The sequence below is a fragment of the Trabulsiella odontotermitis genome (genome assembly GCF_001188485.1).
Taxonomy (GTDB): Bacteria; Pseudomonadota; Gammaproteobacteria; order Enterobacterales; family Enterobacteriaceae; genus Trabulsiella; species Trabulsiella odontotermitis_A.
Map to the genome: position 1 here is coordinate 1 of NZ_JNGH01000091.1, position 21173 is coordinate 21173.

At 55.4% G+C, this 21173-nt stretch carries 14 protein-coding genes, 1 tRNA gene and 6 pseudogenes; 12 read left to right on the forward strand and 9 right to left on the reverse strand.

Features of this window, described 5'->3' with window-relative positions; translation table 11 throughout:
- Window positions 1–293: 293 nt before the first annotated feature.
- The 3 genes from GM30_RS13010 to GM30_RS13020 all read right to left on the reverse strand — a co-directional run bounded on the left by GM30_RS13010 (window position 294) and on the right by GM30_RS13020 (window position 2736).
- Entirely contained in the window at window positions 294–1487 is a 1194-nt protein-coding gene (locus tag GM30_RS13010; RefSeq protein ID WP_049848964.1) for a tyrosine-type recombinase/integrase, read from the reverse strand.
- 175 nt (window positions 1488–1662) lie between these two features.
- A tRNA-Arg gene (locus GM30_RS13015) sits at window positions 1663–1737 on the reverse strand.
- Between the two features lie 78 nt (window positions 1738–1815).
- Window positions 1816–2736, reverse strand: coding sequence for a formate/nitrite transporter family protein (locus GM30_RS13020; protein WP_049848965.1), 921 nt, complete (start codon window positions 2734–2736; stop codon window positions 1816–1818).
- A 307-nt stretch (window positions 2737–3043) separates the two neighbouring features.
- On the opposite strand from GM30_RS13020, the gene mlaA reads away from it, so the two are divergent.
- Window positions 3044–3799 carry a phospholipid-binding lipoprotein MlaA gene (gene mlaA, locus GM30_RS13025; protein WP_049848966.1) on the forward strand — a complete coding sequence of 252 codons (756 nt, stop codon included), beginning with the start codon at window positions 3044–3046 and terminating at the stop codon, window positions 3797–3799.
- Window positions 3800–3861: 62 nt separating this feature from the next.
- On the opposite strand, the gene fadL is transcribed toward mlaA, so the two are convergent.
- The gene (fadL, locus tag GM30_RS13030) at window positions 3862–5148 is read right to left on the reverse strand and encodes a long-chain fatty acid transporter FadL (RefSeq protein WP_049848967.1); all 1287 of its coding nucleotides are present in this window, start codon (window positions 5146–5148) and stop codon (window positions 3862–3864) included.
- A gap of 371 nt (window positions 5149–5519) precedes the next feature.
- Between fadL and GM30_RS13035 the strand changes: the two genes are divergently transcribed.
- From GM30_RS13035 to sixA, 4 genes and pseudogenes are all read left to right on the forward strand, one after another.
- Window positions 5520–5804 (forward strand): YfcZ/YiiS family protein, encoded by a 285-nt coding sequence (locus GM30_RS13035; RefSeq protein WP_049848968.1) that lies wholly within the window; start codon window positions 5520–5522, stop codon window positions 5802–5804.
- A 174-nt stretch (window positions 5805–5978) separates the two neighbouring features.
- Window positions 5979–7269 (forward strand): annotated as a pseudogene (gene fadI / locus GM30_RS25585) (acetyl-CoA C-acyltransferase FadI).
- Window positions 7266–9207 (forward strand): annotated as a pseudogene (fadJ, locus tag GM30_RS13045) (fatty acid oxidation complex subunit alpha FadJ). Before fadI ends, fadJ begins: the two co-directional pseudogenes overlap by 4 nt.
- A gap of 212 nt (window positions 9208–9419) precedes the next feature.
- Window positions 9420–9905: a phosphohistidine phosphatase SixA gene (gene sixA / locus GM30_RS13050; protein WP_049848969.1), complete on the forward strand. Its 486-nt coding sequence runs from the start codon at window positions 9420–9422 to the stop codon at window positions 9903–9905.
- A gap of 58 nt (window positions 9906–9963) precedes the next feature.
- On the opposite strand, the gene smrB is transcribed toward sixA, so the two are convergent.
- On the reverse strand, window positions 9964–10515 hold the full coding sequence (smrB, locus tag GM30_RS13055) for an endonuclease SmrB (protein ID WP_049848970.1): 552 nt from the start codon (window positions 10513–10515) through the stop codon (window positions 9964–9966).
- A 166-nt stretch (window positions 10516–10681) separates the two neighbouring features.
- Here smrB and prmB point away from each other — a divergent pair, with 166 nt between their 5' ends.
- The 6 genes and pseudogenes from prmB to GM30_RS13085 all read left to right on the forward strand — a co-directional run bounded on the left by prmB (window position 10682) and on the right by GM30_RS13085 (window position 15143).
- A complete protein-coding gene (gene prmB / locus GM30_RS13060) occupies window positions 10682–11602 on the forward strand; it encodes a 50S ribosomal protein L3 N(5)-glutamine methyltransferase (protein ID WP_049848975.1) in 921 nt (306 codons plus the stop codon).
- 21 nt (window positions 11603–11623) lie between these two features.
- Window positions 11624–12709 carry a chorismate synthase gene (aroC, locus tag GM30_RS13065; protein ID WP_049848971.1) on the forward strand — a complete coding sequence of 362 codons (1086 nt, stop codon included), beginning with the start codon at window positions 11624–11626 and terminating at the stop codon, window positions 12707–12709.
- A gap of 2 nt (window positions 12710–12711) precedes the next feature.
- Window positions 12712–13540, forward strand: a pseudogene (gene mepA / locus GM30_RS13070) (penicillin-insensitive murein endopeptidase).
- Window positions 13541–14336 (forward strand): annotated as a pseudogene (locus GM30_RS13075) (sulfite exporter TauE/SafE family protein). It abuts the pseudogene before it with no gap.
- Window positions 14336–14884 carry an elongation factor P hydroxylase gene (locus tag GM30_RS13080; protein ID WP_049848972.1) on the forward strand — a complete coding sequence of 183 codons (549 nt, stop codon included), beginning with the start codon at window positions 14336–14338 and terminating at the stop codon, window positions 14882–14884. Before GM30_RS13075 ends, GM30_RS13080 begins: the two are co-directional and overlap by 1 nt.
- A gap of 9 nt (window positions 14885–14893) precedes the next feature.
- A pseudogene (locus GM30_RS13085) lies at window positions 14894–15143 on the forward strand (YfcL family protein).
- Window positions 15144–15195: 52 nt separating this feature from the next.
- Here GM30_RS13085 and GM30_RS13090 read toward each other — a convergent pair.
- The 3 genes and pseudogenes from GM30_RS13090 to GM30_RS13100 form a co-directional block, all read right to left on the reverse strand.
- Window positions 15196–16386, reverse strand: a complete 1191-nt coding sequence (locus GM30_RS13090; RefSeq protein ID WP_049848973.1) for a glycoside hydrolase family 88 protein — start codon at window positions 16384–16386, stop codon at window positions 15196–15198.
- A 13-nt stretch (window positions 16387–16399) separates the two neighbouring features.
- Complete coding sequence (locus GM30_RS13095; RefSeq protein ID WP_049848976.1) at window positions 16400–17677, reverse strand: oligosaccharide MFS transporter; 1278 nt, start codon at window positions 17675–17677, stop codon at window positions 16400–16402.
- A 17-nt stretch (window positions 17678–17694) separates the two neighbouring features.
- A pseudogene (locus tag GM30_RS13100) lies at window positions 17695–19399 on the reverse strand (DUF2264 domain-containing protein).
- Between the two features lie 227 nt (window positions 19400–19626).
- Here GM30_RS13100 and GM30_RS13105 point away from each other — a divergent pair.
- On the forward strand, window positions 19627–20472 hold the full coding sequence (locus tag GM30_RS13105) for an AraC family transcriptional regulator (RefSeq protein ID WP_049848974.1): 846 nt from the start codon (window positions 19627–19629) through the stop codon (window positions 20470–20472).
- 5 nt (window positions 20473–20477) lie between these two features.
- On the opposite strand, the gene mnmC1 is transcribed toward GM30_RS13105, so the two are convergent.
- The coding region (mnmC1, locus tag GM30_RS13110; protein WP_155483976.1) for an FAD-dependent 5-carboxymethylaminomethyl-2-thiouridine(34) oxidoreductase MnmC1 at window positions 20478–21173 on the reverse strand (696 nt) is incomplete at its 5' end.

Consider the following 21173-nt stretch of genomic DNA (forward strand, 5'->3'; position numbering starts at 1 on the left):
CGGAGGTAGTGCATAGATGTAGTAAGTCGCATCAGGAATACCGTCCTCCCGGCGGACATCCTTAACAGTTCATCCTACTTCGAGACTTAATCATGGCGATGATCTGGTGCTCAGTAAAACGGGCTTTACGCATAGCGATCTCCTTTGTTGGCAGATTGATTATGCTGGATGATCTCTAAATGTGAATGGCACAATTATGCGAGATACTTACACAATCAACGAGCAACACACCATTGGACAAACAAAAAAGAAAAGGGTTACTCCACGGTCCCGAGAGGACCGTGGAGTAACCACTAATTATCGCCTGTTGATGAACTGCTAAGCTGGTCAATATAATCTGCATACCACTGCATCATCTCCCGCCTTCCGTCCAGATACAGTGCATGGTTATATGTACCACGAATTGAGTTTTTATCTACATGTGCGAGCTGAGTTTCAATCCATGCAGAGTTAAACCCTTGCTCGTGTAGAATGGTGCTCATTGTGTGGCGAAAACCATGCCCGGTAGCACGCTTATCATATCCTATTCTTTTCAAAACCATGTTAACACTGGCTTCACTCATCGGTTTATTAACATCATTCCGCCCTGCAAAAATAAACTTATAGCTTCCAGTAAATTGTTTTAATTGCTGAAGAGCTACTAGGGATTGACCAGATAGTGGGACGAGGTGCGTTCGCCTCATCTTCATCCTATTCCTGGGTATTTCCCATAGTCGGTTGTCGAAGTCGATTTCACACCATTCCGCCATACGTAACTCAATGGTTCTCAGACCAGTTAACATAAGCAAACGAGTAGCGAGCAGCGTTATCAAACTGCCTGAATAGCTTGATAACTTCTGTAAAAATTCAGGTAGTTCAGATGCATCTAAAAAGGGATAATGATGTTTCTCATACCCTTGTAATGCGCAGGCAAGATCTGCAGCTGGATTGTATTCAGCACGTCCCGTGACTATTGCATATCGAAAAACTTCACTGCAGCGTTGGCGAACTTTACTGGCTAACTCTGGAGCCCCACGTTTATCTATGCACTGAAGGACGGTTAACAGCTCTAATGGCTTGATTTTATTAACAGGACTGGAGCCTATATAAGGGAATACATTGTTTCTGAAACCACGATTAACGTAATCAGCATAATTTTGAGACCAACCTGATACTTTTGCGTTATACCATTCAGTAGCAATTGCCTCAAAAGTGTTTGTAGTTAATTGTTTTTTGGCTAGTTGTTCTGCTTTTTTCACTTCCCCTGGATCTTGATCGTTAGCTAGAATCTTCTTGGCATTATCGCGTCTCTTCCGTGCATCTGCTAGTGCAACATTTGGGTAAATGCCAAATGATAATTTCTTCTCTTTACCGGCAAATCTGTATTTCATTCGCCAGTACTTTGAACCATTAGGGTTGATCTGGAGGTACAACCCGCCGCCATCCGCAAGCTTGTAGGTTTTTTCTCTTGGTTTGGCAGTATCTACCTGGCGTGCAGTAAGGGGCATTTGGGGGCCTCGATTTTAATTGAACAGAATGAGCCCCCTATAAGGCCCCCCTATACGTATTGATTTACGTTGAAGTGGGAAGATGCCGGTTGACATGATATTGCCAATATTGGAGGTTTATAGCTGATTATAAATGGGTTTTGTTGATTTTGGTAGACTTCGGGAGAAATGGATATGGTGTCCCCTGCAGGAATCGAACCTGCAATTAGCCCTTAGGAGGGGCTCGTTATATCCATTTAACTAAGGGGACGAGGCGGCACGAGTATAGCGTTTTTCAACCGGGGCGTTAAGTGCTGCGCGGTTGAATGCTCAAACTCTCGCCACCGCCTTACTTTTCTTCTCCTGCTGCCTGCTTTTGCCGGCGCGCTTTCTCTTTTTGTTTTGTACTCATATCGTTACGGATCTGGGCGTGACTCAGCAGGGCGAAGATAAAGGTGCCGCCGCAGATATTGCCCGCCAGCGTCGGCAGGGCGAACGGCCAGAGAAAATCATGCCAGGGAATCGTGCCGTTAAAGATCAAATAAAAAATCTCGACCGCGCCGACGACGATGTGCGTGGTGTCCGCCAGCGCGATAAGCCAGGTCATTAAGATGATCACCACAATTTTAGCCGCCCCGGCGGCGGGAAACATCCAGACCATGGTGGCGATGATCCAGCCGGAAATAATCGCATTGGCGAACATCTCGCCGGGGGTATTTTCCATCACCTTCATGCCAATGCTCACAAACGCATCGCGGGTCTCTTCATTAAAGATAGGCATATACTCGAATGCCCACGCGGCGATAGCCGTGCCGATGATATTGCCGAGTAATACCACGCTCCACAGGCGCATCAACAGGCCGATGTTGCCCGGCGTCGGGTTGTGCATCACCGGCAGCACTGCCGTCACCGTGTTTTCGGTAAACAACTGCTGTCTGGCCATAATGACAATAATAAAGCCGAAGGTATAGCCGAGGTTTTCCAGCAGAATGCCACCAGGCAAATCCGCCAGGTTGACATGAAAAATCCCCTTCGCCAGCAGCGACGCGCCCATTGATAGCCCGGCGGCGATGGCTGACCACAGCAGCGCCATCGCGTCGCGCTCCAGCTCTTTTTCGCCATCCTGGCGAATGTGCTCATGAATCGCCATCGCCCGCGACGGCAGTTGTTCCTCATCAAGTTCTATCTCTTTTCCCAGTAATTTTTCGTCGCTTTCTACTTCCAGATTGTCGGTCTTTTTGTCGAGTTTTTCGTCGTCTGACTGAGCCATATCGGCAATACTCCGCAAGATGGGCCAGTTGTAAGCGTAGTGGTTTTTTCGAGCGGGGCGGGAAGGCGTTATTCTTAATTTGCCAGGATGGCAAGAATAGCGATACGGTTATGTCAAAATATGTATAAAATCACTGCAGTGTTGTTACTACGTGCTCCACGCTATGCTGAACGCTGATGTCTGTCTGTTTCGGATATAGACTTCACACCGTGCGCTGTTACAATTTGCGGCTAACAAAAGACGGAATTTCAATCGGTTCCGTCATGGACGGCAATCAGCAAGAGCCATACTAATCAGGGAGACCTCTATGAAATTTCGCCTGTCAGCGCTGGCGCTGGGTGCGACATTACTGGTGGGTTGCGCCAGTTCCGGTGAGCAACAGCAGGGTCGTTCAGATCCGTTGGAAGGGTTCAACCGCACCATGTACAGCTTCAACTTTAACGTACTGGACCCGTATGTGGTGCGCCCTGTGGCGGTGGTGTGGCGAGATTACATCCCGCAGCCGGCGCGTAACGGCATGAGCAACTTCACCAGCAACCTTGAAGAACCGGCCATCATGGTCAACTACTTCTTAAAGGGCGATCCGTATCAGGGGATGGTGCACTTTACGCGCTTCTTCCTGAACACCCTGCTGGGGATGGGGGGGCTGATGGACGTCGCGGGTATGGCTAACGAAAAACTCCAGCGCGTTGAACCGCACCGTTTCGGTAGCACCCTGGGCCACTATGGCGTGGGCTATGGTCCGTATATGCAGCTTCCGTTCTATGGCAGCTTCACCTTCCGTGACGAGGGCGGCGATATGGCAGATAGCCTGTATCCGGTGCTGTCGTGGCTGACCTGGCCGATGTCTATCGGCAAATGGGCGGTGGAAGGGATCGAAACGCGCGCGCAACTGTTGGATTCCGACGGCCTGCTGCGTCAGTCTTCCGATCCTTACATCACGGTGCGTGAAGCCTACTTCCAGCGTCATGACTTTATCGCCAATGGCGGTCAGCTGAAGCCGGAAGAGAACCCGAACGCACAGGCGATTCAGGACGAACTGAAAGATATCGATGCCGAATAACGGATATCCGCAAAGAAAAAGGGTGAGCACATGGCTCACCCTTTTTTATTACTGGCGTCTTATCAGAAGCGGTAGTTGAAGTTGGTACCGAACAGCCAGGCTTTACCTTCTGAGCGGAAGGTGTACGGGCCTTCTTCGATGGTCACGTGCTGGCCATGCATGTAGGACGCACCTACGTCAACAGACGCATCTTCGTTGAACGCGTAAGTTGCCCCGGCGCTCAGCCACAGACGGTCCTGATCCGGAATGGAGATGGAACGGTTGTTCGCAGGAACCGGGCTGTCATCGAACGCGATACCGGTACGGAACGTCCAGTTATCGTCATAGTAATAGGTGGTACCCAGCGCGATACGGTAAGAGTCTTTGAAGCCTTCATCTTTATAGAACAGCGTCTGGCCCTGAGTCCCGGTCGCTTTCAGCTCCTGGAACTGGCTCCAGCTGGTGTACGCTACGCTATAGTGAACCGCCCACTGCGGCGCCACGCGGTTGTAACCGGAGACTTCCCACATTTCAGGCAGATGCAGGCTCAGAGAACCCGGAATAGTAGAGCCCGAGGTGCCCCACGGGAACGCGGTGCCGGCACCCGGCAGACCGTTTGCCAGCGAGTTAATGTTGCTTTTATAGTCGCCGTCGAAGTCGATTTTCACTTCAGAGCGGTAGGTCAAACCGTAGCGGTTGTTTTTATCCAGCTCATACAGAATGCCGGCGTTCCAGCCAAAGCCCCACTCGTCGCCTTTCAGGCGGGCAATCTGAGAGCCCGGAGCCGCCAGACCGGCACCTGCCGTCTGCTCGCCCGCGTAACGCTCGATTTTCGCATCCGCATAAACCGCGTTGAAACCGAGGCCGAAGCTCCAGTTGTCGTTCAGACGATACGCACCGCTCAGGTTCAGGTTAACGGTGGTCAGATCGGTTTTACCGCCGTATTCGCCGGCCAGGAAATCATTGTTGAACTCTGTTGCCAGACCAAAGTTGGAGGTCACAGAGGCACCGACACCAAACTGCTCGTTAATCGGCATGACGAAGTGAACGTTTGGAACCCAGGCCACAGGCGCGATATTGTCGGCGTTAGTGCTGCGGCCGGTGAACGGAGAGCTACCGGTAATATTGACATCCGGATCGATATACACCGCCCCTGCAGAAAATGCCGGACGGTCAAAAAGCGTAATCAGTGCCGGGTTGCGGCTGACGTTACCCGCGTCATCCGCAATGGCGCCTTCGCCTGAATAGGCGCGGCCAAGGCCAGATGTCGAGAACTCGTTTAGCTGGAAACCTGCAGACCAGGCGTGTGTTGAAACTAGTGCCACTGCGACTGCGAGAGCAGACTTGGTAAACCGGGTTTTCTGGCTCATGACCATAACCTCATTGAGTTTTTTTTATTCAATATTTGTTACATGCCGTAACAGAAGCGCGAAGTGTAGGGTCTGGAGTGATTCAGAGAAATCAGACCAGTGCGCAGAGTATAGGTCTGACCAGATGGAATGTTGCAACTTTGTTTATAAGATTTTTCAATTGTGATCTCAGAAACGCGATCCCGGTGGCAAAAATCGGCCCCTCTTGTTACACAAATGAGGGCGCTTTTTGTTTCAGATCATTTTTAATTGTGATTTCGCTCACAAACGCGCATTCAGCACATTATCGACTGGAGAGCACCCTTTTCGGGGCGTAAAATATCCACATTATTTATCTGGCACCCCGGGTGCAAATGCAGAGGAAATCTACAATGAGTAAATGCAGTGCTGATGAAACCCCTGTTTGCTGCTGTATGGATGTTGGCACCATTATGGACAACACCGATTGCACCGCATCGTACAGCCGTGTTTTCGCCAATCGCGCGGAGGCAGAAGAGACGCTGGCGCAACTGAGCGCTAAAGCGCGCGGCGTGGAATCTGAGCCATGCAAAATTACGTCAACCTTCACGGACGTGAACGGCGGCGTGCAACTGGATATCGACTTTGTTTTCTGCTGCGAAGCTGAAACCCTGATTTTCCAGCTTGGCCTGCGTTAATCCTGTCGAAAACGCCTCTGCTTTGCAGGGGCGTTTTTCTTTTATCCTCTCACTTTTCCTCAATGTGTTTTAGCTCCCACTTTTTCTCTTCTCCGATTGGCTAAATGTAAAAAATTAGTTAATGATGTTATCAGGTCAGACCACTAGCGTCTTATAGGTTAACAGGGGAGTGTTATGAGTCAGGCATTACCGCTTGTCACCCGTCAGGGCGATCGCATTGCCATTGTCAGTGGGTTGCGTACCCCCTTTGCGCGTCAGGCCACCGTCTTTCACGGTGTCCCGGCGGTCGATCTGGGAAAAATGGTAGTGGGGGAGATGCTGGCTCGCAGCGAAATTCCACCGGACGTCATTGAACAGCTGGTGTTCGGCCAGGTGGTTCAGATGCCGGAAGCGCCCAACATTGCCCGTGAAATTGTGCTGGGAACCGGCATGAGCGTGCACACCGATGCCTACAGCGTCAGCCGCGCGTGTGCGACCAGTTTTCAGGCGGTGGCGAACGTTACCGAAAGCCTGATGGCGGGCACCATTCGTGCCGGGATCGCCGGTGGCGCCGACTCCTCTTCCGTCTTACCGATTGGCGTCAGCAAAACGCTGGCGCGAACGCTGGTCGATGCCAATAAAGCCCGCACAACAGGCCAGCGGCTGAAGCTTTTCTCACGTCTGCGCCTGCGCGATTTGCTGCCAGTACCGCCCGCGGTGGCTGAATATTCGACAGGGTTGCGCATGGGCGATACCGCCGAACAGATGGCGAAAACCTATGGCATTACCCGCGAGCAGCAGGACGCGCTGGCACACCGCTCGCACCAGTTTGCGGCGCAGGCCTGGGCTGACGGGAAACTCTCTGAAGAAGTGATGACGGCCTACGCGCCGCCGTTTCGGGATCCGATCGAACGGGACAACAACGTCCGCAACAACTCTTCACTCGCGGATTACGCAAAATTGCGCCCGGCATTTGACCGCAAACACGGCACGGTAACGGCGGCCAACAGCACGCCGCTGNNCGGCAGCGGTGATCCTGATGACCGAGTCCCGCGCGAAAGAGCTGGGGCTGGTGCCGCTGGGCTATCTGCGTAGCTATGCCTTCACCGCAATCGATGTTCAACAGGACATGCTGCTCGGCCCTGCGTGGGCGACGCCACTGGCGCTGGAGCGCGCCGGGATCACCTTAAACGATCTCACTTTATTTGATATGCATGAAGCGTTCGCTGCCCAGACGCTGGCGAACCTGCAACTGCTCGGCAGCGATCGCTTTGCCCGCGACGTGCTGGGGCGTTCACAGGCCACCGGCGACGTCGACGACAGTAAATTCAACGTACTGGGCGGATCCATCGCCTATGGTCACCCGTTCGCGGCGACAGGTGCGCGCATGATCACGCAAACGTTGCATGAGCTGCGTCGCCGCGGCGGCGGACTGNCGTGTGCGGCAGGTGGTCTGGGTTCAGCAATGGTTCTGGAGGCTGAATAATGACGACGTCTGCATTTACGCTTGAAATACGCCCGGACAACGTGGCGGTGATCACCATCGACGTACCCGGCGAAAAAATGAATACCCTGAAGGCGGAATTTGGCGGTCAGGTGCGCGATATACTGCGCCAGCTGCGCGACAACAAAGATCTGCTCGGCGTGGTGTTTATCTCTGCAAAAGAAGACAACTTTATTGCCGGAGCCGATATCAACATGATCGGCAACTGCAACACGGCGAAAGAGGCCGAACGGCTGTCGGAGCAGGGGCAGCAGGTGATGGCGGAAATCCACGCGCTGCCGTTCCCGGTGGAAACAGCTGCGTCCGCGTCAGGCGCTAAAAGCCGGGCTGGTGGATGATATCGTCCCTCGCTCGATTCTGCTCGACGCCGCCGTTGAGCAGGTGAAAAAAGGCAAGCCTGAGCATCGCCGCTTGCCGGTGCGCGAACGCGTACTGGCCGGGCCGCTGGGCCGTGCGGTGCTGTTCCGCATGGTGAGTAAGAAGACCGANNAGGGCAACTACCCGGCGGCGATGCGCATTTTACAGGTGATCGAAACCGGGTTAGCGCAGGGCAGCCGCAGTGGTTATGAAGCGGAAGCGCGCGCGTTTGGCGAGCTGGCGATGACCTCGCAATCCCGGGCGCTGCGCAGTATTTTCTTTGCCAGCACCGAACTGAAAAAAGATCCCGGTGCCAGCGCGGAGGCGGGGCCATTGCGCTCGGTGGGCGTGCTCGGTGGCGGTCTGATGGGTGGCGGCATCGCGTTCGTCACTGCCTGTAAAGGAAAGTTGCCTGTTCGCATCAAGGATATAAATGCTAAGGGAATCAATCACGCCCTGAAGTACAGCTGGGATCTGCTTGATAAAAAAGTGCGCCGCCGCCATATCAAAGCCAGTGAGCGCGACAGGCAACTGGCGCTGATCAGCGGCACTACGGATTATCGCGGCTTCTCGCAGCGGGATGTGGTGATTGAGGCGGTATTTGAAGATCTGGCGCTCAAACAGCAGATGGTGACGGAAGTCGAGCAGAACTGCGCACCGCACACGGTGTTTGCCTCGAACACCTCGTCGCTGCCGATTAGCGATATCGCCGCAATGGCGCAGCGACCGGCACAGGTGATTGGCCTGCATTTCTTCAGCCCGGTAGAAAAAATGCCGCTGGTGGAAGTGATCCCGCATGCCGGAACCTCGGCGCAGACCATTGCCACCACCGTGAAACTGGCGAAAAAGCAGGGTAAGACGCCGATCGTCGTCGCCGACAAGGCTGGTTTTTACGTTAACCGCATCCTGGCGCCCTATATTAACGAAGCGATGCGTCTGCTGACCGAAGGGCAACGCATTGAAGTGATAGATAATGCGCTGGTGAAGTATGGTTTCCCGGTCGGCCCAATCCAACTTTTGGATGAGGTGGGCATCGACACAGGGACTAAAATTATCCCGGTTCTGGAGGCGGCTTATGGAGAACGTTTTAGCCCGCCTGCAAACATCATAAGTGCAATTTTGAATGACGATCGCAAAGGCAGAAAAAATAGCCGGGGTTTCTATCTTTACGCTGCAAAAGGGCGTAAAAGCAAAAAACAGCCCGATCCGTCTATCTATTCGTTAGTCGGCGTATCGGCTCAGCAAAGCACAGTGTCACCGCAGCAGGTGGCGGAACGTTGCGTGATGATGATGCTGAATGAAGCCGCTCGCTGCTTCGATGAAGGCGTGGTGCGAAGCGCACGCGATGGCGACATCGGCGCGGTGTTTGGTATTGGTTTTCCGCCCTTTTTGGGTGGCCCGTTCCGTTATATGGATTCACTGGGCGCGGGTGAAGTGGTTGCGATTCTGCAACGGCTGGCGGCGCAATACGGCCCACGGTTTACACCCTGCGAACCGTTGTTACGCATGGCAGAGCAGGGGCAGACCTTTTGGCCCGTAAAGGAAACTGACGCGCTAAGTTGAGGTCTAAAAAAGAGTAATCCGTCGTGTGTAGCGTAAAGCCCTGGCGAAAATGTAAACAGAGATTGACTATACTTACGCCATTAAGGTAAAACACAACGTTTCATTCGCTGGATGGATAAGGCACAATGCCCGGCCACCGGGTTACCCGCCTGCATGACGGTGTCATGTATCGGGTTATGCCTGGTGCTTCTGTTTAACAAAAGCGGTGCAATATGCAAGTTTTCATTATGCGTCACGGCGACGCTGCTCTCGAAGCAGCCAGTGACTCGGTTCGCCCACTTACGGTATGCGGTTGTGATGAATCCCGTCTGATGGCGACCTGGCTGAAAGGCCAAAAAGTGGATGTAGAGCGTGTACTGGTCAGTCCGTTTCTGCGTGCTGAACAAACGCTGGATATTGTCAGGGAGAGCCTGAATCTCCCCAAAGAGGTGGATGTTCTGCCTGAACTGACGCCCTGCGGCGATGTTGGGCTGGTCAGCGCTTACTTACAAACGCTGGCTAACGAAGGTGTAGCGTCAGCGCTGGTCGTTTCCCACTTACCATTAGTGGGTTACCTGGTGGCCGAACTGTGCCCGGGTGAAACGCCGCCGATGTTCACGACGTCAGCCATTGCTAATGTCACCCTTGATGCCGACGGGCGCGGCGTCTTTAACTGGCAGATGAGCCCTTGTAATTTGCGGATGGCGAAAGCGATCTAAACACGATTTCCGAAAAGCGAAATAAAGCGGGTAAGCATCAGGCTTCCCGCTTTTTGTTTTAAGGTAATTCCGGCGGCTGCCACTCTTCCACTTCAATCAGCACCAGCAGTGCGGCATCGCCACCGTACTCTTTTGGCGCCTGATGAAAGGCCATCACATGCGGATGCTGCGCCAGCCACAGCGGCGTTTGTTGTTTAAGAACATGTTTCCCGTGGCCGTGCATCACGCAGGCGCAAAAGACGTGTTCCCGACGGCAGGCGGCGATCAGCGCGCCCAGTTCCTGCTTGGCCTGCATCTGCGTTAATCCGTGCAAATCAAGAAACAGCTCGGGAGAGTAATCCCCGCGGCGCAGTTTTTTCAGCTCAAAATGGCTGACGTCGTCACGCACATACTTCACCGCGCCTTCGGTGTTCAGCAGCGGCTGAAATTCATCAGAAAAATAGTGGCTGGCATCAGCCTGCTCCTGGAGTAAACGTTTTACGGGCACTTCGCTGATTTTCTTACGCTGCGGGCGATGAACGATGGTGTCCTGTTTGATCCGACGGGTTCCGATCATCAGTTGCCGGAACAGCGTCTTGTCCTCCACGCTCAGCGAGGGTTTCTTTTTCATTAGCGACTCTCATCTTTTATTTCAGGTAGTTTACCCGACTCGTCCCGCGGCGGGCAGGAAAAACGTGTTTTTTCCTGGTTTGCGATAAGCAAGAGTGCTGATTTCTCGGCGTCTTCGTGGCAAACTAGCCGCCGAAAATAACGCGATGCGTGCCCTGGAGGAAAGCGTGGATAAAATATTTGTTGATGAAGCAGTGAATGAGCTGCAAACCATTCAGGACATGCTGCGCTGGTCCGTCAGCCGCTTCAGCGCCGCCAATATCTGGTACGGTCACGGCACCGATAACCCGTGGGATGAGGCGGTGCAACTGGTGCTGCCGTCACTCTACCTGCCGCTGGATATCCCGGAAGATATGCACTCCGCGCGCCTGACTTCCAGCGAAAAACACCGCATCGTTGAGCGGGTGATCCGCCGCGTCAACGAACGCATTCCGGTGGCCTATCTCACCAATAAAGCCTGGTTCTGCGGTCACGAATTTTATGTCGATGAGCGCGTGCTGGTGCCGCGTTCACCGATTGGCGAGCTGATTAATCATCACTTCAGCGGCCTGATTAACCGCCAGCCGCAGCACATTCTCGACATGTGCACCGGCAGCGGCTGGCANGCATATGCCTTCCCGGAAGCGGAAGTGGACGCCGTGGATATTTCTACCGACGCGTTGCAGGTAGCGGAACACAACATCGACGAGCACGGTTTGATTCACCACGTGACGCCGATCCGCTCCGATCTCTTCCGCGATCTGCCGAAAACGCCGTACGATCTTATCGTCACTAATCCGCCATACGTCGATGCCGAAGATATGTCCGACCTGCCGGGCGAATATCGCCATGAGCCGGAACTGGGGCTGGCGTCCGGCACCGACGGGCTTAAGCTGACCCGCCGGATCCTCGGCAACGCGCCGGATTATCTCACTGACGACGGCATTCTGATTTGTGAAGTCGGTAACAGCATGGTACATCTGATAGAGCAGTACCCGGACGTCCCGTTCACCTGGCTTGAGTTTGAAAACGGCGGTGACGGCGTCTTTATGCTGACCAAAGCACAGCTGGTGGCTGCGCGCGAACACTTCAGTCTCTATAAAGATTAATAACGATAATTCGGAGCCGTAATGGCAGGAAACACAATTGGACAACTCTTCCGTGTGACCACCTTCGGTGAGTCGCACGGGCTGGCCCTCGGCTGTATTGTGGACGGCGTGCCGCCCGGCATTCCGCTGACCGAAGCCGATCTGCAACACGATCTCGACCGCCGTCGCCCTGGCACGTCTCGCTACACCACGCAGCGTCGCGAACCGGATCAGGTAAAAATCCTTTCCGGCGTGTTTGAAGGCGTCACGACCGGCACCAGCATTGGTCTGCTGATTGAAAATACCGATCAGCGCTCGCAGGATTATGGCGCCATCAAAGATGTGTTCCGTCCGGGACATGCCGATTACACTTACGAACAGAAATATGGCCTGCGCGACTATCGTGGCGGCGGACGTTCATCGGCCCGTGAAACCGCCATGCGCGTGGCGGCGGGTGCGATTGCGAAAAAGTTTCTCGCCGAGAAATGTGGCATTGTGATCCGCGGCTGCCTGACGCAGATGGGCGATATTCCGCTCGACATCAAAGACTGGTCGCAGGTTGAGCAGAACCCGTTCTTCTGCCCGGACCCGGATAAAATCGACGCGCTCGACGAACTGATGCGCGGGCTGAAAAAAGAGGGTGACTCCATCGGCGCGAAAGTCACCGTGGTGGCTGACGGCGTACCGGCCGGGCTCGGTGAACCGGTGTTCGACCGCCTCGATGCCGACATCGCCCATGCGCTGATGAGCATCAACGCAGTCAAAGGCGTCGAAATCGGTGACGGTTTTGGCGTGGTGAACCTGCGCGGTAGCGAAAACCGTGACGAGATCACCAAAGCCGGATTCCAGAGCAACCATGCAGGCGGTATTCTGGGCGGTATCAGCAGCGGCCAGCAGATTGTGGCGAATATTGCGCTGAAACCCACCTCCAGCATTACCGTGCCGGGGCGGACGATAAATCGCCAGGGTGATGAAGTGGAAATGATCACCAAAGGGCGTCACGATCCCTGTGTTGGGATCCGTGCGGTGCCAATCGCCGAGGCCATGCTGGCGATTGTGTTGATGGATCACTTTATGCGTCAACGTGCGCAAAACGCGGACGTAACGACCTCGATTCCTCGCTGGTAACCATGAAAAACATCGTTGTAGCGCTGCTGGCTCTGCTGGCAACGACCACTGCCCTGGCCGCAACGCCATGGCAGAAAATCACCCAGCCGATTGCCGGTAGCGCGCAGTCGATTGGCGCGTTCTCCAATGGCTGCATCGTCGGCGCCGGGGCNGTCGGCGCCGAGGCGCTGCCGTTGCAGTCGGACAACTATCAGGTGATGCGTACTGAACAGTTGCGTTACTTCGGTCATCCCGATCTGATCCTCTTTATTCAGCGCCTCAGCAATCAGGTGTATAACCTGGGGCTCGGCACGGTGCTTATCGGCGATATGGGCATGCCTGCGGGCGGCCGCTTTAACGGCGGCCATGCCAGCCACCAGAGCGGCCTTGATGTGGACGTGTTCCTGCAACTGCCGAAAAGCATCGCAGCTGATGCGTCCGCAGGCGCTGGATCTGGTCGCCGCTGACGGTAAACATGTTGTGCCGTCGCTGTGGAAACCGGAAATCACCAGCCTGATCAAGCTCGCGGCAAAAGATAACGACGTCACGCGTATTTTCGTCAATGCGGCGATTAAACAGCAGTTGTGTCTTGATGCCGGTACCGACCGCGACTGGCTGCGTAAGGTTCGCCCGTGGTTCCAGCATCGCGCGCATATGCACGTGCGGCTGCGCTGCCCGGCAAACAGCCTGGAATGTGAAGATCAGCCGCCGCCACCGCCCGGAGATGGTTGTGGCGCGGAACTGCAAAGCTGGTTTGAACCACCAAAACCGGGATCAACTAAACCTGTGAAGAAGACGCCGCCTCCGTTGCCGCCTTCCTGCCAGGCATTACTGGATGAACACGTACTCTAAATGGAAAATTTCGTTGATATTTTTATGGTGTCGCCGCTGGTCCTGGTGACGCTTTTTTTTGTTGCGCTGGTAGCAGGGTTTATTGATTCACTCGCGGGCGGTGGCGGTCTGTTGACCGTCCCGGCGCTGATGGCGGCCGGAATGACCCCGGCGCAGGCGCTGGCAACCAATAAGCTGCAGGCCTGTGGGGGGGCCCNATTTTATTCGCCGCAAGGTGGTGAATCTCGCAGACCAGAAGCTCAATATTCTGATGACCTTTATCGGTTCGACCACCGGCGCGCTGCTGGTGCAGCACGTACAATCAGAGATATTGCGGCAAATTCTGCCGCTGCTGGTGATCAGCATTGGCCTCTATTTTCTGCTGATGCCGAAGCTCGGCGAGAACGATCGCCAGCGTCGTCTGTACGGTCTGCCGTTTGCGCTGGTGGCGGGCGGCTGCGTCGGTTTCTACGACGGTTTTTTCGGCCCCGGTGCGGGGTCTTTTTACGCGCTGGCGTTTGTGACGCTGGCCGGGTTTAACCTCGCTAAATCGACTGCGCACGCTAAAGTGCTGAATGCCACATCCAACGTCGGCGGCCTGCTGTTGTTCGTGCTGGGCGGCAAAGTGCTGTGGGCTACTGGCTTCGTAATGATGGCCGGGCAGTTTATGGGCGCGCGCATGGGGTCGCGGCTGGTACTGAGCAAAGGGCAGTCGCTGATTCGCCCGATGATTGTGGTGGTGTCCGCCGTCATGAGCGCCAAACTACTTTATGACAGCCACGGGGCCGACATTCTCCAGTGGCTGGGGATCAACTAATGGAGCAGAAACACCATTATCAGCAGCTGATCGACATTTTCGACGGCTGTTTTGCCGATGATTTTAATACCCGTCTGATTAAAGGCGACGACGAACCGATCTATCTTCCAGCTGATGACGACGTGCCGTACAACCGGATCGTCTTCGCGCACGGCTTTTATGCCAGCGCCTTGCATGAGATTTCGCACTGGTGCATTGCGGGTGACGCGCGACGCAAGCTGGTGGACTTTGGCTACTGGTACTGCCCGGACGGGCGTGATGCCGCCACCCAAAGCCAGTTTGAAGAGGTTGAGGTGAAGCCGCAGGCGTTTGACTGGCTGTTTTGCGTGGCGGCGGGTTTCCCGTTTAACGTCAGTTGCGACAACCTGGAAGGCGACGTTGAACCTGACCGCATCGTGTTTCAGCGGCGGGTACATGCTCAGGTGATGACGTATCTCGCAGAGGGGATCCCGGCGCGTCCGGCGCGTTTCATCAGGGCTTTACAGAATTATTACCAGACGCCGGAAATGACGGCGGAACACTTCCCGTGGCCGGAAGATTTAAACTGAGGAAAGAAGATGATCGCAGAATTTGAAACCCGTATCCTGGCGCTGATTGATGACATGGTCGAGCATGCCAGCGATGACGAACTGTTCGCCAGTGGCTATCTGCGTGGCCACCTGACACTGGCGGGGGGCGGGGNNCGTTTATCAGAAAGTGACCCACAGCCTGGAGAACGCCATTCATGCAGGTGAACTGTCCCCGCGCGATCAGGCACTGGTGCTCGGCATGTGGGACACGTTGTTTCAGCAGGCGAAGTTTAAGTAATCCACGGGTAATTAATATGCCCGGCGTATTTACGCGCGGGCATCACTGCTTCTTACCAGTAGCGTGACCAGACCTGGCGCACGCGAGTCAGCGCCTCAAGATAGAAATAATCTCCCCAGCTACAGCACTCATCCACCCCTTTGCCGCTTGCCATGTGATACACCGAATGTTTAAGCAGCCCTTCGCACGGCTCATCATCGCGGCTGAGATAGTTATTGGTCAGCGAGGCGACGATACGCAGCGCCATCTCCTCATAATGCGCGCGATGTTTATCGAGCACCGGCAGGGCGTTAACCAGCTCCAGTAAGCCGCAGGCGGCAATCGCCGCAGCCGAGCTGTCACGTACCGCGTCGGTGCCGAGCAGCGCCAGATCCCAGTGGCAGACATCATCGTCCGGCAGGCGGTTGAGGAAGTAGTGCGCCAGGCTGCGTGAAAGCTCGACCATGTGTTTATCACCGGTGTGCAGGTAGCTCAGCAGGAAGCCGTAAATGCCCCACGCCTGACCACGTGACCAGCAGGAGGTGTCGCTGTAGCCCTGATGGGTATTGCCAAAGCGCGGCTCGCCGGTGGTGACGTCCATATAGTACGTGTGCCAGGTGGAAGCATCCGGGCGCACGATGTATTTCGCCGCCTGATTGACATGCGCGGTAGCCGCATCGGCGTAGCGCGCATCGCCGGTCTGCTCGCTGGCCCAGTACAGCAGCGGGAGATTCATATTGCAGTCGATGATCATCCGCCCCTGCTGTTCAGGATCGGTTAAATCGCCCCACGCCTGGATGATTTTCGCGACTGGGTTGAAGCGCTCCATCAGCGCGTCGGCGGCCTGCAGCGCAGAATGCCGGGCGGCCTCGTTGCCGGTCAGTCGCCAGGCGCTGACGCAGGAGAGCGAATAGAGAAAGCCGAGGTCGTGCGTCGCGGTATCAATGCGTTTTTCGATGCGCTCCGCAAACGAGGGCAGATACCGCTCCGCCGCCTGGCGGTATTTATCTTCACCGCTCAGTTCCCAGGCCAGCCACAGCTGCCCGGGCCAGAAACTGGTGGTCCACTCGACATTCGCCGTGCGCGGCCAGATGCCGTTTTCACAGGCCTCGCCGGGGAAACGGTCGCCAAAAGCAATGATGTTCTTATCAAGCTGGCGCAGCACACGTTGCAGCGCGGTGTCCAGCCGCGCCTGGAGCGCGAGGCGATCGACAGTGTGCAGTTCAACGGGGCGCAGCGGCTCGGTAACGACAGAACGGGTCATAATCTCTCCTGAATTAATGTTTCGACGGCTCTGCGGGAACGGTGTCCAGCACAGGCGTAAACGGGGCGGCGGCGTCACGTGCTGAATGGCAGCGTGACAGGGTAAAGGTGGAAATCAGGGTAAACAGCAGGGCGCAACTGCCCATCAACAGATAGGTGTGCTCAAAACCGATGCGGTCATACAGATACCCGGCTGGCGGCGCGACGACGATAGATCCAACGTAAATCATCGCCTGATAGCCCAGCAGGTACATGGTGGCGTTCACTTTTTTATGGAAATGCTCGGCGATGTATTTAAAGACCGAGATCAGCAGCAGGGCGATTTCCACGCCGTACAGCGGTTTGATAATTGAAATGACAATGGGATCGGTGGTCAGTCCGGAGGCGATCAGCCGCGCGCCGACCACCATGCCGCAGAACAACAGCCCTTTTTTGGCACCGTACTGATTTACCAGCCACGGAATAAACATCATCATGATAAATTCCGTGCCCGACTGGACGGTGCTCAGATAGCCATACCAGGCGTTGCCCTGTTCTTTAGTCGCGAAAAACGACACGAAGTAACGCGGAAACTGCTGCTCCGCAATAAACATCATCCACGCCACGCCCGCCACGTAGAGGCTGAACATCCAGAATTTGCGGTTTTGCAGCAGTAGAATAACGTCTTTAAACACGATCTTGCTGTCGGAAATCACGTTGTTACTGTGCAACTGTGCATCGCCGATTTTCAGGCTAATCAGCACCAGCAGCATCAACACTGAGGTGCTGCTGCTGAGGAGAAAGTTGGCCATCGGCGTGAAGTTAAACAGCACACCGGACACCGACGCCGCCACCGCCCAGCCGAGTGAGCCCCACATGCGGATGCGGCCAAACTCGAGGTTGTACAAACGGCTGAAGCGATCGGCATACGACTCTGACGCCGCGACACCCGCATACCAGCCGAGACTCAGGTACAGCGCGCCGATCACGATCCCGAGGGTGGTATGGCTCAGCAGCAGCGGCTGATAGACGAAGACAAAGAACGGTGCCATCAGCGCTGATACCGCGCAGACGAAATAGAGCAGCCATTTGCTCATGCCGATTTTGTCCATGATGTAGCCGTAAATGGGTTTGAGGATCACCGCGAAAACGCCGTTGATGGCGAAGACGCTGCCGATGGTGATGCTGTCGAGCCCCACTTTCTGGCTCAGCCACAGGGCGTACAGCCCGAAACTGGAAGACCAGGTAAAGAAAAAGAGGAAGATAAACGTGCTCATTTTGAGCTGTGCACTGCGTATGGTGGTCGTTTTCATGCCTTTATCCTCAGCAATCACGGCAGTTCGGTTAATGTGACCGCCATGTCGCCTGCAGCCGTGGAGAGCCTGACAATTCGGTCATTGATGGAGACACGCGGTAGCGACGCCGGGTCAAAATTGGCACGATCGCCTGCCCACACGGCGCTGATCAGCAGGTGCTTTCCTGGCGCAAGCGCACCGCGTAAAAGCGGAACCGCAGCGCGATCGGCAAACAGCAGATTACTGTTAGGCGGCGTCAGTACCATCTCGCCCTGACGCGGCTGCGGCATGAGGCAAAAGAGGGCCGAGGTATCTGCGCCGCTCGTCAACCGGCTTTCTCCTGTGACGCAGTGCTGTTCCGGCAGCGGGCGATTGCGCAGGCTGAACCCACCTTCCACGCTGTCGAGATCGCGGGCGGTTTCAATCTGATGGAGACGGACTTGCCAGTCGCCGAGGGCCACTAACCAGCTGTCGATGGTCACGTCATGCCAGGGCTGCCAGCGGCTGTATATCTGGTTATCACCAATAATCACGTCCTGACATTCGCGACGCCCGCGCCAGTAGTTGTCATGCTCGCTTAACAGCAGCATCGAATCCGGCGATGCGTGCGACAAGCCAAAACGCCCGCGCTCAACGGTAAAACCAAAGCGGGTGGAGTAGGCGAACTTGCAGTATTTCGCCTCGGTGTTAACAAAATTGTTCAGTTCGAGCTGGCCGGAAGTCAGCATCCACAGATGGTTACGCTGATGCACGAGGATCTGCGCCGCGTGCGGGACAGTGTGCGGTGACCGGCGCGGTGGCAGAGGAAGCTCTTCCGCCTGCCAGAACGCGCTCTCTTCGCCGAGCGCCAGCACCAGCGCGGTTTTCAATCCCCAGTAGGGTGAGCCGGGGGCGTTGTAATCTTCCGCCATCACCAGATTCGGATAGCTGTAGCCAACGCTAAGCACACCATCGCGATCAAACGGCTGCTGTTGCATCCACCAGCGCAGGTGGCGCAGGACGATCCCTTTCAGTACGCCCGGTGAAAAGACATCCAGCTCCGCCCATGCCGCCGCGCTCCAGAACGCCGCCTGCGCGAAACGGTAAGTGAGGCTGCGGCCAAACGGGATGGCGGCACCGTCGTCGGCAAAAAAATGAATAAAATCACTGACGAATACCGCGGCCCGCTGGCGCAGGATCGTGCAGCGTTCGGCATCCACGTCCGCCATCAGCGTGGCGTAGATCAAACCGTAGAAATGAAAGCCCATCGAAATGTAGTAGTCGCGTGGGCGGCCCGGACCGTCGCTGTACCAGCCCTCGCCCAGTTTCGCTCTGCTTCAGCCATTGCCAGAGCCGCGTTTTTTCCTGTTCGCTAAAATGCGGCAGCAGGGTGCGGTGTGCCAGCGCCAGCAGCAGTCCGTAAACCGCCATTTCTACTACGCGCTGGTCGTCGTCGCCGATATCACCCCAGTAGCCGGCATGCGCGGGGTTGGTGCCGTTTTTGATCGCCTGGAGATAGAACGAAAACTGCGCAGGTTCCTGTCCGCCAGCCAGCAGCGGCGTCACCCCCCACAGCAAACGTGAGAAAGCTTCCATATTGGCGACAGCGTGTCCGTAGTGGGTGGTGAAGTTCGCCAGATCGACACGGCTGGCCTCTTTTTTAAAAAAAGGCGTAACGGCATCAAGTATTTCGTTGACCCATTTCGCAAGGTCGCTTCGCTGCTGCAATAGATTTGTCAGGGTAATATTTTCAGGTTGCACGATGTCCTCCCGTCAGACGCGAGATTGTTTTAACGTGTTGTTATTCAATGTTTCTTATCACCCGGGGTGGCTGCGGAACAAAGCGTAGTCGTTTTTAAGGGAATCGCTGAGTGAGCGGCTTCACAAAATTGAACCGCTATTTCAATCTGTCTGGATTTTTCTTTAAGGAGGGGTAATAAATTACAAACCGTAGCCTAAAAACTTAATTTTATTGTCATGGTGGCAGAATGACGGAAACGCAGCAGCTGGAGAGGATCACACTTGAGCATCAGGCAATATCTTTTAACCGTATGCAGGGCTCAAGCGCCCGGTATTATCATTGGCATCAATGCGTCGAGCTTCTCTATATTACCTGCGGCTACGGCATTGTGGTGGTGGATAATCAGCACTACACCGCGCGCCCGGGCAGGCTTTTTCTCTTTCCGCCGTTTCGGCTGCACAAGGTGCACGTCGACGACAGCGAACGTAACCAGTATTACCGCACCACCATGCATATCGACCAGTCTGCGGTAGAAAGCACGCTACTCCATTTCCCACGTTTTCAGTCGCAGTTTTCGCTCGCCACCGCCAGTCACGCTCCGGCGCAGGCGTGGGATCTCAGCGAGTATGCCGCGTTTATGGAAACCATTCTCACGCGCTTCGAGGCAGTAAACGCGTCGCGTCAGTATCCGGCGGAAGAGGTGGCGTTTCTGATGATGCAGATTATGGCGCTGCTGCCCGCGCAGCCGGTGATGATGAAACCGCAACAGCAAACGGCGTCGGCGCGCATCATGCAGTGGGTGGAAAACCATTATAACGAAAAATTTTCGCTGGATACGCTGGCACGGGATATCGGTTTTTCACGCAGCTATACATCGCGCATTTTCCGCCAGCAGACCGGCGGCAGTATTCATGAGTATCTGATGACCCGGCGGCTCAAACGCAGCTGTGATTTGCTGCGCACCACCTGTATGAGCATCGATGCGATTGCCGAAGAGGTGGGATTCACGGAAGTGACCTACTTTATTACCTGCTTTAAAAAGTTGATCCGCCAGACGCCCCTGCAGTACCGCAAGCGGGTATCCGGCGATTAATTAACTTACTTCACCGCTTTGCCTTTCAGCAGTTTGCGCACCCACAGCCGGTTCGGGTTGAGGGCCGCCAGCGTATCGCCATCGAGCGGAATGGGCTCGTCGCTCATCTGCGCTGCCAGAATTTCGGCTGCCAGCGGTGCGGAACACAGCCCGCGCGATCCCAGAGCTCCGAGCATGAACAGATTCGGCCAGACCGGTGCGCTGGCTGCCGCACGTTGGTTTTCCGCCAGATCGGCGTACTGCGTCAACGTGGCAGCATAATCCGGGACGTTGCCGGCCATCGGCAGGTGGTCGCGGGTAGCGCAGCGAACACCACAGCGGGCGTCGTTACCGCTGACGTCCACCTCTTTTGCCCAGTCGGCTTGCGGGAAACAGTCGATGAGACGCTGGCGGTTATGCTGCTGATCGTCCTCGCTGAAGCTTATCTCCGCACGACCGCGATGATAGCTGGCGCCAATACAATGATGCTGATTATTCGGGTTCTGCGGCGTCAGATAGCCGTCATAGCACAACACCTGGCGCAGCCGGGAGAGTGACGCGGTGGTGGGAATGTGGCTCACCTGACCGCCCACCGCGTATACCGGCAGCTGTGCCGTCTGGCTGAACTGATGGATGTTGTGACCATTCGCCAGCACTACCGCTGAGTGAGCCTGTGATTCACCTTCTGTAAACTGCAACTGCCAGCCGTTTTCCGTCGCTTC

Bases quoted from the DNA above. Each gene is read 5' to 3' on its own strand.
- GM30_RS13010 (WP_049848964.1), bottom strand. From the start codon at position 1,487: ATGCCCCTTACTGCACGCCAGGTAGATACTGCCAAACCAAGAGAAAAA.
- GM30_RS13020 (WP_049848965.1), bottom strand. From the start codon at position 2,736: ATGGCTCAGTCAGACGACGAAAAACTCGACAAAAAGACCGACAATCTG.
- mlaA (WP_049848966.1), top strand. From the start codon at position 3,044: ATGAAATTTCGCCTGTCAGCGCTGGCGCTGGGTGCGACATTACTGGTG.
- fadL (WP_049848967.1), bottom strand. From the start codon at position 5,148: ATGAGCCAGAAAACCCGGTTTACCAAGTCTGCTCTCGCAGTCGCAGTG.
- GM30_RS13035 (WP_049848968.1), top strand. From the start codon at position 5,520: ATGAGTAAATGCAGTGCTGATGAAACCCCTGTTTGCTGCTGTATGGAT.
- sixA (WP_049848969.1), top strand. From the start codon at position 9,420: ATGCAAGTTTTCATTATGCGTCACGGCGACGCTGCTCTCGAAGCAGCC.
- smrB (WP_049848970.1), bottom strand. From the start codon at position 10,515: ATGAAAAAGAAACCCTCGCTGAGCGTGGAGGACAAGACGCTGTTCCGG.
- aroC (WP_049848971.1), top strand. From the start codon at position 11,624: ATGGCAGGAAACACAATTGGACAACTCTTCCGTGTGACCACCTTCGGT.
- GM30_RS13080 (WP_049848972.1), top strand. From the start codon at position 14,336: ATGGAGCAGAAACACCATTATCAGCAGCTGATCGACATTTTCGACGGC.
- GM30_RS13090 (WP_049848973.1), bottom strand. From the start codon at position 16,386: ATGACCCGTTCTGTCGTTACCGAGCCGCTGCGCCCCGTTGAACTGCAC.
- GM30_RS13095 (WP_049848976.1), bottom strand. From the start codon at position 17,677: ATGAAAACGACCACCATACGCAGTGCACAGCTCAAAATGAGCACGTTT.
- GM30_RS13105 (WP_049848974.1), top strand. From the start codon at position 19,627: ATGACGGAAACGCAGCAGCTGGAGAGGATCACACTTGAGCATCAGGCA.